The 13,595-nt window shown below is 67.5% G+C and carries 11 protein-coding genes; all 11 read right to left on the reverse strand.

What is annotated here, in order from left to right; genetic code table 11:
• Window positions 1-59 precede the first annotated feature (59 nt).
• The 11 genes from ftsA to SPHN_RS04235 all read right to left on the reverse strand — a co-directional run bounded on the left by ftsA (window position 60) and on the right by SPHN_RS04235 (window position 13,593).
• Complete coding sequence (gene ftsA / locus SPHN_RS04185) at window positions 60-1,322, reverse strand: cell division protein FtsA (RefSeq protein WP_132897832.1); 1,263 nt, start codon at window positions 1,320-1,322, stop codon at window positions 60-62.
• Between the two features lies 1 nt (window position 1,323).
• Window positions 1,324-2,286, reverse strand: a complete 963-nt coding sequence (locus tag SPHN_RS04190; protein WP_248521355.1) for a cell division protein FtsQ/DivIB — start codon at window positions 2,284-2,286, stop codon at window positions 1,324-1,326.
• The gene (locus SPHN_RS04195) at window positions 2,283-3,236 is read right to left on the reverse strand and encodes a D-alanine--D-alanine ligase (protein WP_248521357.1); all 954 of its coding nucleotides are present in this window, start codon (window positions 3,234-3,236) and stop codon (window positions 2,283-2,285) included. The genes SPHN_RS04190 and SPHN_RS04195 overlap by 4 nt, the downstream gene beginning before the upstream one ends.
• Window positions 3,233-4,219, reverse strand: coding sequence for a UDP-N-acetylmuramate dehydrogenase (gene murB / locus SPHN_RS04200; protein WP_248521359.1), 987 nt, complete (start codon window positions 4,217-4,219; stop codon window positions 3,233-3,235). Before murB ends, SPHN_RS04195 begins: the two co-directional genes overlap by 4 nt.
• Window positions 4,220-4,359: 140 nt before the next feature.
• The gene (murC, locus tag SPHN_RS04205) at window positions 4,360-5,790 is read right to left on the reverse strand and encodes a UDP-N-acetylmuramate--L-alanine ligase (RefSeq protein WP_248521360.1); all 1,431 of its coding nucleotides are present in this window, start codon (window positions 5,788-5,790) and stop codon (window positions 4,360-4,362) included.
• Window positions 5,787-6,941: an undecaprenyldiphospho-muramoylpentapeptide beta-N-acetylglucosaminyltransferase gene (gene murG, locus SPHN_RS04210; RefSeq protein WP_248521361.1), complete on the reverse strand. Its 1,155-nt coding sequence runs from the start codon at window positions 6,939-6,941 to the stop codon at window positions 5,787-5,789. The genes murC and murG overlap by 4 nt, the downstream gene beginning before the upstream one ends.
• Window positions 6,938-8,119, reverse strand: a complete 1,182-nt coding sequence (locus SPHN_RS04215) for an FtsW/RodA/SpoVE family cell cycle protein (protein ID WP_432715049.1) — start codon at window positions 8,117-8,119, stop codon at window positions 6,938-6,940. The genes murG and SPHN_RS04215 overlap by 4 nt, the downstream gene beginning before the upstream one ends.
• Before the next feature lie 65 nt (window positions 8,120-8,184).
• Window positions 8,185-9,585, reverse strand: a complete 1,401-nt coding sequence (gene murD / locus SPHN_RS04220; RefSeq protein WP_248521362.1) for a UDP-N-acetylmuramoyl-L-alanine--D-glutamate ligase — start codon at window positions 9,583-9,585, stop codon at window positions 8,185-8,187.
• A complete protein-coding gene (gene mraY / locus SPHN_RS04225) occupies window positions 9,582-10,652 on the reverse strand; it encodes a phospho-N-acetylmuramoyl-pentapeptide-transferase (protein ID WP_056486650.1) in 1,071 nt (356 codons plus the stop codon). The genes murD and mraY overlap by 4 nt, the downstream gene beginning before the upstream one ends.
• The gene (locus SPHN_RS04230; protein WP_248521363.1) at window positions 10,653-12,044 is read right to left on the reverse strand and encodes a UDP-N-acetylmuramoyl-tripeptide--D-alanyl-D-alanine ligase; all 1,392 of its coding nucleotides are present in this window, start codon (window positions 12,042-12,044) and stop codon (window positions 10,653-10,655) included.
• Window positions 12,045-12,177: 133 nt separating this feature from the next.
• Entirely contained in the window at window positions 12,178-13,593 is a 1,416-nt protein-coding gene (locus SPHN_RS04235; RefSeq protein WP_248521364.1) for a UDP-N-acetylmuramoyl-L-alanyl-D-glutamate--2,6-diaminopimelate ligase, read from the reverse strand.
• Window positions 13,594-13,595: the final 2 nt, after the last annotated feature.

Consider the following 13,595-nt stretch of genomic DNA (forward strand, 5'->3'; position numbering starts at 1 on the left):
TGTGTGCACCAACGTCACGGCCTGTTCCAGCCGAAATAACGCCAGACGCTTCGAAACTCTTAATAATTCGCGCGCGCCGCCTGAATCAACTTGCGGACCATGCCCATACCCTTTGGCCGATGCACCGTCGTCCGCTGCGGCGCGAGCCCGCGAAGATCGATCGGGTTGGTCGCCGCATAGAAGGCCAACCCCGCTAGCGTCGCGAACGCCGGTCCGCCATGCGCTTCCGGCAGCGCGGTCAGACCACGCGGTCGACCGATCCGCACCGACCGGCCAAGCGCCTGTTGCGCATAATCGGCGATGCCCTTGAGTTCGGCGCCACCGCCGGTCAGCACGACCTGACGCCCGACCGGCCCCTCGAACTTCAGCTTGGTCAGCGCGTTGCGCACCTCGCCCATCTGATGCTCGAGCCGCTGGCGGATCACGCCGATCAGCTGCGCCTTGGTGATCTGAGCCCCCTCGCCCGCGCCGTCCTCGGCGGAGATCGGCATGACCGGGATCATGTCGTGATTATCGCGGGGGCTGGCGTTGGCCGAGCCGTGGAAGCACTTCATCCGCTCCGCATTCTGCCGCCGCGTGCCGAACGCACTGGCGATGTCGTCGGTAATGTCCGCCGCGCCCATCGGGATCGAGGTCAGACCCACCAGCATGCCGCCCGCGAACAGCGACACGTTGGTGATCCCGGCACCCATCTCGACCAGCGCGACGCCGAGCTCACGCTCCTCCTCGCTGAGGCAGGCGAGCCCTGTCGCGACCGGCGAGGCGATGATCGACTTCACTTCGAGATGCGCGGACCGCACGCAGAGATCGAGGTTGCGGACCGGCGAACCGTCCGCCGCGACGACATGGATGTGCACGCCAAGCCGATCGGCATGCAGCCCGAGCGGCGTCTTCACCCCAGTAAGCCCGTCGAGCGTGTAGAGCGCGGGCTGAGCGTGCAGCACCATGCGACCCTGCGGATCGATCGAGTTGCGGCCCGCGGCGAGCAACGCATCGATATCCTGCTGCTCGACGCGGTGGCCGCCGAGTTCGAACTCGACCTCGGCGACGTCGGACACGAGCCCGCCGGCCGAGAACCCGACCCAGACATTCTCGATGTTGATGCCCGCGATCCGCTCGGCCTGTTCGACCGCCTCGCGCACTGCCGCCTCGGTCGTCGCCATGTCGGCGATATAGCCGCGCTTGACGCCGCGGCTCTCGCGCTGGCCGGTGCCGAGCACGATCAGCTCGCCCCCGTCGCCCTTCTGCGCGATCATCGCCGAAACCTTCGACGACCCGATATCGAGCGCCGTGATCAGCCCTTCCGGTGCCACCTTCGCCATGTCATCCCTCCCCGCCCGTTACGTTCGCGCCCGCCGTTTGCGACGGGGTAGTCGTAGTTTCGCCCGTGTCCGGCGCGCTAGCTGGTGCCGGCACGTCGACGCTGTGCGCCAGGCTCGCGCCCGGCTTGCGCGCGACCAGCTTGGTCGGGTCGCGCATGTCGAACCGGATCCAGCCGCGCCCCAGCAACGGCCGCGCCCCATCCAGCTCGGCGAACTTCACCAGCGCACGCGGCGCGCCGTCCTCGGGCAGCGCCAACGTCTCGCCGCTCTCGAACGTCAGGTCCCAGCGCCGATTGCCGACCCAGGTCGCCGCCTTCACGCGCGGCTTCAGCGCGGGCGCGGCGGCGAGCAGAATCTGGTACGACGCCTCCTGCCGATCCGCGCCCGGCCCGATCACCAGCGGCAGGTTCGGGATCGCCTCGGGCTGGACCGGCTCCAGCAGCACGCCGGAAGAGTCGATCAGCGTCAGCTGGCCGTTGTCCTGCCACACCGCCGCGGGCGTCCGCTCGACGATATCGACGAGCAACGTGTTGGGCAGCCGCCGCGACACATGCGCGTCCGCGATCCAGCCATAGCGGAGCAGTTTCTGCCGCACCGCCTCCAGGTCGACCGACAGCATCGACGTCTGGTTCTGCTTGTCCTCCAACGCGACCGCGTAGACCGACATCCGGTCCATCCGCTTCAGGCCGGTCACCTCGATCTGCTCGACCTTGAAGCCCGCGCGCCCGGCGCCTTCGGCCAGCGCGGCACCGATCATGCCGGGGATGCCGACCCATGTCGCCGCCGCGATCGCCACCGCACCGCCCGCGCCCAGGATCGACCAGGTCGCGATCTTGCGCAGCGTGTCCTCGCTGACCGGGAGCATCCCGACCAGCCGGTCCATCGCAGACACCTTCTTGACCGCGACCTTCCGTCGCGGGGCAGGCCGCTTGGGCGGCGGACCGCGCTTGATCGTGCGGCTCATGGCGCCCCGCTTTGCGCAAGCGGATGATCGGCCAGCGCCTCGTCGACGATCGCCTGCACCAGTTCGGCATAACTCATGCCGATATGCCGTGCCTGTTCAGGAACGAGGCTCAGCGGCGTCATCCCCGGCTGCGTGTTGACCTCGAGCAGGAACAGCCCGTCGACACCGCGCTCGTCGTCCCAGCGGAAATCCGACCGCGACGCGCCCTTGCAGCCGAGCAACCGGTGCGCTTCGAGCGCGAGGCTCTTGCAGGCGTCGGTGATCTCGTCGGGGATTTCCGCCGGGCAGACGTGCACGGTCATGCCGTCGGTGTATTTCGCGTCGTAATCGTACCAGCCGCTCTTGGGCTTCAGCTCGGTCACGCCGAGCGCCTTGCCGCCGAGTACCGCGGTCGTCAGCTCGCGCCCACGGATATACGGCTCGGCCAGCAGTTCCTCGAACTCGCCCCAAGGCCCGACGCTGTCGCGCGAAATCGGACTGCCGTAATTGCCGCTGTCGGTGACGATCGCCACGCCGACCGAGGAGCCTTCGTTGACCGGCTTCAGCACATACGGCCGCGCCATCGGGTCACTCTCGAACAGGTCCGCCGATTTGACGATCCGCCCGCCCGGCATCGGCACTCCCGCAGGCACGAGCAGCAGCTTGGTGAGCACCTTGTCGATCGCGATTACCGACGTCGCGAGCCCGGAGTGCGTATAGCGCAGGCCCATCAGGTCGAGCAGGCCCTGCACTGACCCGTCCTCGCCGGGGGTGCCGTGCAGCGCGTTGAACACGAGATCCGGCTTCGCCTCGGCCAGCTTGGCAGCGACATCCCGCCCCATATCGATCCGCGTGACCCGGTGCCCGAGCGACTCCAGCGCGTCGGCACAGCCATTGCCCGACATCAGCGAAACCTCACGCTCCGCCGACCAGCCGCCCATGAGAACCGCGATGTGAAGAGGCACCGTCATGCCTCCCCTCCCGCATGCGGGAGGGGACCGAGGGGTGGGCGCCCGCCATCACCGGCCGCATCGCTGGTGGAGAGCGCTGGCCCACCCCCTGCCCCCTCCCGCAAGCGGGCGGGGGAAGCATGTTCACCAACCCGCTGGATTTCCCATTCCAACGTCACCCCCGAATGCGCTTTCACTCTGTCCCGTACCTCTTCACCCAGCGCCTCGATCTCCGCGCTCGACGCGGACCCGAGGTTCAGCAGGAAATTACAATGCTTCTCGCTGACCTGCGCATCGCCGCGAGTCAGCCCCCGACACCCGGCCGCGTCGATCAACGCCCAAGCCTTGTGCCCCTCGGGGTTCTTGAACGTCGAGCCCCCGGTGCGCGAGCGGAGCGGTTGCGAAGCCTCCCGCTCGGCCGCGATCCGATCCATCTCCGCACCAATCACCGCCGGATCTCCGGGAGTGCCGGAGAATACGGCTTCGACCACGACCGCGCCGGCCGGCAAGTCCGAATGGCGATAGGTAAAACCAAGCTTCTCAGCAGGCCAGACTTCGACCGAACCGTCCCGCGTAACAACGGTGGCCTCAACCAGAATATCGCTGACATCCCGTCCATAAGCGCCCGCGTTCATCCGAACCGCGCCGCCGACAGTCCCCGGGATCCCGCGCAGAAACTCGAGCCCGGCAATCCCAGCATCACGCGCGGCGCTGGCGACCGTAATCCCCATCGCCCCCGCGCCTGCACGAACGCAACCGTCCTGCACCGAAACCTTCGCCATGGCCTTGGGCAGTCGCACCACGACCCCCGGCACGCCACCGTCGCGTACGATCAGGTTCGAGCCGACCCCTACGGGTAGGACGGGCGTCGAAGGATTCAGCCCCTTCAACAGCCCCGCCAGATCCTCAATATCCGCAGGCCGCACCAGCCACTCCGCCGGCCCGCCGGTCCGAAACCAGATGAAGTCAGCCAGACTGCCATTAGCCGTCAGAGACCCACGCAAATCCTCCCCGGCACGGGGAGGGGGACCGCCGAAGGCGGTGGAGAGGGGGCTGCCAGAAGCGTCACGCTCACGGACACCCCCCTCCACCATGCCTTGCATGGTCCCCCTCCCCGTGCCGGGGAGGATTTGCGACGTACCGCTCACGTCGGCACCTTCGCGCGCTCGGCCGCGATCGCATCGGCGAGGCCCGCCGCCCATTTCGTTATGTCGCCGGCGCCGAGGCACACGACCATGTCGTCCGCCTCGATCGTTGCCGCTAGTTCCACCGCTAGCGCATCCGCATCCGCGACCACACCCGCAAACCGGTGTCCGCGGCGCTTCAGTCCCTCGACCAGCCCGCCAGCGTCGACACCCTCGACTGGCGCCTCACCCGCCGCATAGACCGGCGTCACCAGCACCCGATCGGCGTCGTTGAACGCCGTCTGGAAGTCCTCCATCAGATTGCCGAGCCTCGAATAGCGGTGCGGCTGCACCACCGCGATAACGCGGCCCTTCACGCCTTCGCGCGCCGCCGCCAGCACCGCCCGGATTTCGACCGGGTGATGGCCGTAATCGTCGATGATCGTGACGCTCCCACCTTCGACGGCCACTTCCCCGACGTTGGTGAACCGGCGCTTCACACCGCCAAACTTGGCAAACCCCTGCTGGATCGTCGCATCCGCGATCCCGAGTTCCAGCGCCACACCGATCGCCGCCAGTGCGTTCTGCACGTTATGCCGCCCCGGCATCGGCATCTCGATCCCGGAAATCGTCCGCGTCGCGCCATCACGCTCGCGCACCACGCAGTCGAAGCGGTTGCCGCCCGGGATAGAGGTGACCTCCACCCCGCGCACATCCGCCTGCGCCGAGAAACCGTACGTCACCACGCGCCGATCGCGCACCCGCGGCAGAATCCCCTGCACCTCCGGATGATCGAGGCACAGCAGCGCCGCACCATAGAACGGCACGTTCTCGACGAACTCGACGAACGCATCCTTCACCGCGTCGAACGAGCCGTAATGATCGAGATGCTCGGGATCGATGTTGGTGACGACCGCGATCGTCCCATCGAGCCGCAGGAAGCTGCCGTCGCTCTCATCCGCTTCGACAACCATCCAGTCGCTCGCGCCCAGCCGCGCGTTCGAGCCGTAGGAGTTGATGATCCCGCCATTGATGACCGTCGGATCGACCCCGCCCGCATCGAGCAACGCCGCCACCATCGACGTCGTCGTGGTCTTGCCGTGCGTGCCGGCGACCGCGACGGTCGACTTCAACCGCATCAGTTCGGCGAGCATTTCCGCGCGCCGCACGACGGGCACGCGGGCGTTGAGCGCCGCCTCGACCTCCGGGTTCGAACGCACGATCGCGGTTGACACGACCACCACCGCGGCGTCGCCGATGTTCGACGCGGCATGGCCGATCGCGACCGGGATGCCCTTGTCGCGCAATCCCTGCACGACATAGCCCTCGGCCACGTCCGATCCCTGCACGCGGTAGCCGAGATTCTTCATCACCTCGGCGATGCCCGACATGCCGATCCCGCCGATGCCGACGAAGTGGATCGTGCCGATGTCCGTTGCGACACCCCTCATGCGAACTGCGCCTTGGGCTTGGAGGGCGCACCGACCGGAATACGCGACACCGGCGCGTCCAGGCTCTCGACCAGATCGGCTAGATCGCTCGCCGCGTTCGGCCGCCCGCAACTCCGCGCGCGGCCTGCCGCATTCTGCAACGCCGCCGGATCGAGCCCGAGTTTCTGCATCTGCTTGGCCAGTTCCACTGCGGTAAAATCTCCCTGCGCGATCGTCCGCGCGCCGCCCGCCTTCGTGATCTCGCGCGCGTTCACCGTCTGGTGATCGTCGGTCGCACTCGGCAGCGGCACCAAAATCGCCGGCCGCCCCGCCGCGGTCAGCTCCGAAATCGTCGAAGCGCCCGCGCGCGCAATCACCAGATGCGCCCACGCCAGCTGTTCGGGCATGTCGGGCAGATATGTCGCCAGCTCGGCCGGGATATGATGCTCGGCGTACTTGGCGCGCACCGCGTCGATATCCTCGATCCGCGCTTGGTGAGTCACCTGCAACCGACGCCGGAACGTCACCGGCAGCATCGCCAGACCGTCGGGCACGACCTGCGACAGGATGCTCGCCCCCTGGCTTCCGCCGGTCACGAGCACGCGGAAGATGCCGTCCTCCTCCAGCAGCGGATAGGGCCGCGCGCGCAGCGCCAGCACTGCCTCGCGCACCGGATTCCCCACCAGATGCGTCTTGCCCAGCAGCTTCGGCGCCAACCGCTCGGTCGGCTCGGACGACGTCGCGATCGCATCGACGCGCCCCGCGACGAACCGGTTCACCCGCCCCAGCACCGCATTCTGCTCATGCACCGCGGTCGGAATCTTGTCCGCGAACGCCGCCAGCAACGCCGGCAACGCAGGATACCCGCCAAAGCCGATCACCGCAGCGGGCTTGAAAGTCCGATACAGCTCGCGCGCCATCGCCCGCCCGCGCCACATCTCGCGCGTCGCCTTCGCCCAGCCCAGCGGCCCGCCGCTGAAGCGCCCCGCCGGCAGGACATGCGTCTGGATCTCCTCGAACAGCCCCGGAAACCGCACGCCGCGCGCGTCGCTGACCAGCGCGACACGGTGGCCACGCTTGGTCAGCTCGGCGGCGAGTGCCGCTGCCGGGACCATGTGTCCGCCGGTACCGCCGGCTGCGAGGACATAGTGCCGAGACTGATTAACGTTCATTCACCACTCCAGCGGACGACATAGGGGCTCCGCGTGAGAAACGGATTGCGCCGGGTAAACGCCAGCAGCAACCCCATGCCCACCGACAATGCCACCATCGACGACCCGCCATAGCTGATGAACGGCAGCGTCATACCCTTCGATGGCGCGAGGCCGGTGTTCACCGCCATGCTCACCAGAGCCTGCGCGCCGAACTGCGTCGCGAGCCCGGCAGAGGCCAGCAGCTTGAATTCGTCCTGCTCGTCCAGCAGCTTGACGAACACGCGAACGACGATCGCGAGGAAGATCACCGCGATCACCGAACACGCGATCAGCCCGAATTCCTCGCCGATCACCGAGAAGATGTAGTCGGTATGCGCCTCGGGCAGCCCGAACTTAGCCGCACCGGCTCCGGGGCCAGTCCCGGTCCAGCCGCCCGCGGTCAGCGTATTATGCGCGGCATTGGTCTGGAAATGGTCGCCCGCCCCCTCGCCTTCGACGCCGGGAAACAGGAACGCGTCGATCCGCGACCGTGCCACGCCGTAGAAGATATAGGCGGCGACCAGTCCGGCGGGTGCCATCGCGACGAGCCCGACAAGTACCCTCACGGGCGTCCCCGCAATCATCAGCAGCGCCAGCCATACCGAGCAGAAGATGATCGTCTGGCCGAAATCGGGTTGCAGCATCAGAAGCACCGCGACCCCCGCGGTCATCGCGCCGGTAATCAGCACGGTCGGCAGCTCGGCATCCTTCGCACGCAGCGATAGCAGCCACGCGACGGTCACGATGAACAGCGGCTTCAGAAACTCCGAAGGCTGGAACTGTGCGAACCCGACGCCAAGCCAGCGGCGTGCGCCGTTCGCCTCGACCCCGATAAACGGCGTCACCATCAGCATCAGCACGAACAGCGCACACCCGCCGATCGCCATCCGCCGCGCCATCGAGACGGGCATCATCGACACGCCGAACAGCACGGGGAGCGACACCCCGACCCACATCAACTGCCGCCAGAAATAATAGAGCGGCGCGATCTTGTGATGCTCGCCCGAATAGCGAACCGCGCTCGCCGGCGACGCCGCCGCCACCGCGATCAGGCCGATCGCGATCAGGAACAGCGTCAGCAACAGCAGCATCCGGTCGATGTCCCAGAACCACGTGCCAAGCGGCGACTGGTCGCCCCGCCCGCCGCGCCGCTTCATCTTCGCGACGATCCCGTTCTTCTGTCCGGACACACCCATATCCATGGTCCCAGCGCGCATATCGGTCATGCCAGCGACTCCACCGCAGCGCGGAACGCCGCCCCGCGCGCTTCGTAATCGCGAAACTGGTCGAAGCTAGCACAAGCGGGGGATAACAACACCGTGTCGCCGGGCTTCGCGTTGGCTGCGGCACTGCGGACGGCTGCGTCGAGCGTACCGACGTTCTCGACCGGCATGGAATCTTTCAGGATTTCGGCGAACCGCGGCCCCGCCTCGCCGATCGCGTAGGCGCGGACGACGTGGCCGAAAGCGCGCTTGCACGCGTCGAGGTCGTCGCCCTTCGCGCGGCCACCGACGATCCAATGGACCCGATCGAACGCGGCCAGCGCGGGCGCCGTACTTTCGGGATTGGTCGCCTTGCTGTCGTCGACATAGGCGACGCCGCCATACGAGGCGATCTGCTGCATGCGGTGTGGCAGGCCGGCAAAGCTGGTGAGGCCGCGGTCGATGTCGACCTCGCTCACGCCCAGCGCCTTCACGACCGCGATCGCCGCGAGCGCATTCTGTGCGTTGTGCGGGCCTTGGAGCGCAGGCCAGTTGCTCTGATCCATGCACACGCCCGGCGCGATCTTGGTGAGATGCTCGCCCTTCGCCGACAGACCGCGCGCGATCTGCGCGGACGGCGCATCGCCGATCCCGATGACCGCGTCATGCCCGGCCGACTGCATCGCGAACAACCGCGCCTTGGACGCCGCATAGCCCTCGAACCCGTCATAACGATCGAGATGATCCGGCGTGATGTTGAGCAGCACCGCGACGTCGCAATCGAGCGTCTGCGTCAGGTCGATCTGGTAGCTCGACAGTTCGAGCACATAGACGCCGCCCTCGGGAAGCGGTTGCTGTTCGAGGATCGGCAGGCCGATATTGCCACCCATGAGCGTCGGGACGCCCGCGGTCTTGAGGATATGGTGGACGAGCGCGGTAGTGGTGGACTTGCCGTTCGTGCCGGTGATGCCGACGACCTTGTGCGGGGGCAGGTCGGCGCGAGCCTGCGCGAAGAGTTCGATGTCGCCGATGACGGGCACGCCAGCCGCGCGCGCGGCGGCAGCGAGCGGATGCGTGTTGAGAGGCACCCCCGGCGAAACGACGAGCGCGTCGAACTCCGATAGATCCTCCAACGACGCGACACTCAAATCCTCCCCGGCACGGGGAGGGGGACCGCCAGCCGCAGGCTGGGGGTGGAGGGGGCCATCCGCAAGCGCAACGCCCGGAACAGCCCCCCCTCCACCAGCAGAGCTGGTCCCCCTCCCCGTGCCGGGGAGGATTGCGTCACGCCGAGCCTCATCCGAATCCCAAGCGACAACGCTCGCCTCACCAGCCACAAGCGCGCGCACCGTCGCAGCCCCAGACCGCGCCAGCCCTAGCACCGCATAGCGTTTCCCGCGCCAGGCCTTCGCAATAATCACCGCAACTTCAACGTCGAAAGGCCGACCAGCGCGAGCACTAGCGCGATGATCCAGAAGCGGATCACCACTGTCGCCTCGGCCCAGCCGAGCTGTTCGAAATGATGATGGATCGGCGCCATCCGGAACACCCGCTTGCCGGTGCGCTTGTAGAAGAACACCTGGATGATCACCGACAGCGCCTCGATCACGAACAGCCCGCCGATGATCCCCAGCACGATCTCGTGATGCGCGACGACCGCGATCGTCCCCAGCGCGCCACCCAAAGCCAACGACCCGGTATCACCCATGAACACCGCAGCCGGCGGCGCGTTGAACCACAGGAACGCGAGCCCCGCGCCGACGATCGCGCCGCAGAAGATCGCGAGCTCACCGGCGCGTGGGACGTGCGGGATACCGAGGTAATCGGCGAACTTCACGTTCCCGACGAGATACACGATCACCATGAACGCGACGCTGGCGATGATCACCGGCATCGTCGCCAGCCCATCGAGCCCGTCGGTGAGGTTCACCGCATTGCCGAACGACACGATCGTGAACGCCGCGAACACCGGGAAGAACCAGCCGAGATCAAGGTACATGCGCGAGGTGAACGGCAGGTAGAGATGCGGGCCGTTCTGCGACATGATGATCGTCGCGGCGATCCCGGCGATCGCGAACTCGAGCAGCAGACGCGTGCGCCCACTGATTCCCGCAGTGCTCGCCTTACGCACCTTGTCATAGTCGTCGAGGAACCCGATCGTCCCGAAGCCGAGCGTCACGAACACGCACGCCCAGACGTACGGATTGCTCAGGTCCATCCACAGGAAGATCGCGAGGCACATCGAGGTCAGGATCATCAGCCCGCCCATCGTCGGCGTGCCGCGCTTCGACAGATGCGACTGCGGGCCATCGGCGCGGATCGGCTGCCCCTTGCCCTGCCGTACGCGCAGCCAGCCGATAAACTTCGGCCCGATGATCAGGCCGATGATCAGCGCGGTCGCGACGGCACCGCCGGTCCGCACCGTCTGGTAACGGATGAGGTTCAGCAGGCCGGGAAACCCCAGATGCTCGGCGAGCCAGTACAACATTCAGTTAATCCCGCCTTTGAGGCCAGCTTGAAGACCAGCCACGACGCGGGCGAGGCCCACCCCGTTCGATCCCTTGACGAGCACGACATCGCCCGGCGCCAGGATCGTCCGTAACGACGCGAGCGCGGCCGCAGCGTCGCCCACATGGACGGTTTCGACTTGTCCCTCAAGCACCTGCGCAAGCGGCGCCATCGCTTCACCGACCAGCAGCGCCATTTCGACGCGCGCGGCAACGATCGGCTCGGCGAGTCCGGCATGATAGTCGTCCGAGCCCTCGCCCAGCTCGCGCATCTCGCCGAGCACCGCGATGTGCCGGCCGGGTTCGTGGCTGAGGACGCTGAGCGTTGCGCGCATCGAGGCGGGGTTGGCGTTGTAGCTCTCGTCGATCACCAGCGCCTGCCCGTCGCCAACCTCGACGAGCGACCGCGCGCCGCGACCTTGCAGCCCACCAAGCTCGGCCAGCGCGAGTCCGGCCAGCCCGAGGTCGCCCCCGGCCGCCTGCACGCACGCCAGCACGCCCAGCGCGTTCGACACCCAATGCGCGCCGGGCTGCGCGATCGTGAAGCTCAGTTCGTGCTCGGCCCCCTGCCCCATCCGCGCGGTGACGAACGTCCCGCCGGTCGGCAGTCGCATCGCCTCGATCGCGCGGACATCGGCGCCCTTTTCGCTGCCGAACGTGACGATGTGCGCGGCATGCGCCGCGGCGTGGCCGAGCAGGCGATCACGGTGCGGGCTGTCGTAGGGCACGATCGCCGCCCCACCCGGTTCGAGCCCGGCAAAGATCTCCCCCTTCGCATCCGCGATCGCGCTTTCGTCGGCAAAGAACGCGGTATGCGCGGGGGCGATCGCGGTAATCATCGCGATGTGCGGGCGGACGAGTTGGGTCAGCTCGGCGAGTTCGCCGGCGTGGTTCATCCCCATCTCGAACACGCCGAACTTCGCGTCGCGCGGCATTCGGGCGAGGCTGAGCGGTACGCCGGTGTGGTTGTTGTAGCTCTTGACCGAGCGATGCACGTCGCCGGGGGTTGCGCGGTCGAGACAGGCGAACAGGGCTTCCTTGGCGCTGGTCTTGCCGACTGAGCCGGTGACGCCGATGATCTTTGCCGTGGTCCGAGCCCGGCTCGCCCGTCCAAGCGCCTGCAATGCGACGAAGCTGTCCGCGACGAGGACATGCGGATGCGCGCACGGCTCAGACACAATCGCCCCCGCCGCGCTTTGTGCGAAGGCCTGGTCGAGGAACAGGTGCCCATCGCTGGCCTCGCCCTTCATCGCCACGAACAAATCGCCCGGGCCAACTTCACGCGAATCAAACGCGACGCCGCTGACGGAGAAATCACCAGACGCTACGCCGCCAGTGGCGGCCGCGATCTCGGCGGAAGTCCAGAGACTCACTGCTCCCCCTCCCGCAAGCGGGAGGGGGTCGGGGGGTGGGCACGCGCCATCATCGAAGCGCAGCGCCTGCCGAACCCGCGAGCCCACCCCCGGCCCCTCCCGCTTGCGAGAGGGGGGAAGAAGATCGTCGCGCTCACGCCGCGCACTCCCGCGCGACGGTCACGTCGTCGAACGGCAGGACCAGATCGCCGACGATCTGACCCTGCTCGTGTCCCTTGCCCGCGATCAGCACGATATCCTCTGGTCCCGCCTCGCGCACCGCAGCCGAAATCGCCGCACGCCGGTCGCCGATTTCCTCGGCGCCGCGCGCGCCCTTCAGGACGTCGCAGCGGATCGCCCGCGCGTCCTCGGTTCGAGGGTTGTCGTCGGTGACGATTACACGGTCGGCGTGCTGCACCGCCACCTGTCCCATAGTCTCGCGCTTGCCGGTGTCGCGGTCGCCGCCGGCGCCGAACACGACGATCAGCTTGCCGCCTGCATGGGGTTTGAGCGCGGCGATTGCTGCTTCAAGGGCGTCGGGGGTGTGGGCGTAGTCGACGTACACCGGCGCGCCGGACTTCGCGATCACCGCACGCTCCAGCCGCCCGCGCACCGGCTGCAACCGCGCGAGGTTGGCGATCGTCGCGGCCACGTCTCCGCCGGTGGCGATCACCAGTCCAGCCGACACCAGCGCGTTCGCCGCCTGGTACGCGCCGATCAGCGGCAACGTCACCTTATACGTGTGGCCCTCGGCCTCGATCGTCAGCCCCTGCCCCAGCAAAGTCGGATCTCGGCCGACCAATCGCAACGTTTCGCCCTGCGTGCCGACCGTCACCAAGCGGTTGCCGCGTTCGCGGGCCAGGTCGATCACGCGTGCCGATTGCGGATCATCCGCCCAGACCACCGCAGCACCGTCGGTCGACAGCACTTCAGAGAACAGCCGGATCTTGGCGGTGAAATACGCGGCCATGTCGCCGTGATAGTCGAGATGGTCGCGGCTGAGGTTGGTGAATGCCGCGGCGGTAACCTTCAGACCCTCGGTGCGGTACTGAGTCAGACCGTGGCTCGACGCCTCGAACGCCAGATGCGTGACACCTTCGCGCGCGAGACCGGCGACGTTCGACAGGAACGTCACGACGTCCGGCGTCGTCAGCCCGGTCGTCACCCGCTCGTCAGCGGTCGTGACCCCCAGCGTCCCGATCGACGCCGCATGAAACCCGGCCATCCGCCAAAGCTGCCGAGTCATCTCGACGCACGACGTCTTCCCGTTGGTCCCCGTGATCGCCACCGAAGTCTCGGGAAACGGCGCGAAGAACTTCGCGGCCAGTTGCGCGAGACGCTCGCGAGGATTGTCATCGGCGATGTACGTCGCGCCCTCGACCGTCAGGCCCGGCCGCGCCACCACCGCGATCGCACCCGACCGGATCGCGTCGGCGATGAAGTCCTCGCCATTCACGCGCGCGCCTTCGAACGCGCCGAACACCGTGCCCGGCGCGACCTTGCGGTGATCGATCGCGAACCCCGTCACCTGCGCCTCTTCCGTCCCGTCGGTCAGCGCTGCGAGTTTCATGC

This window comes from Sphingomonas faeni (genome assembly GCF_023195535.1).
GTDB classification, from domain to species: Bacteria; Pseudomonadota; Alphaproteobacteria; order Sphingomonadales; family Sphingomonadaceae; genus Sphingomonas; species Sphingomonas faeni_B.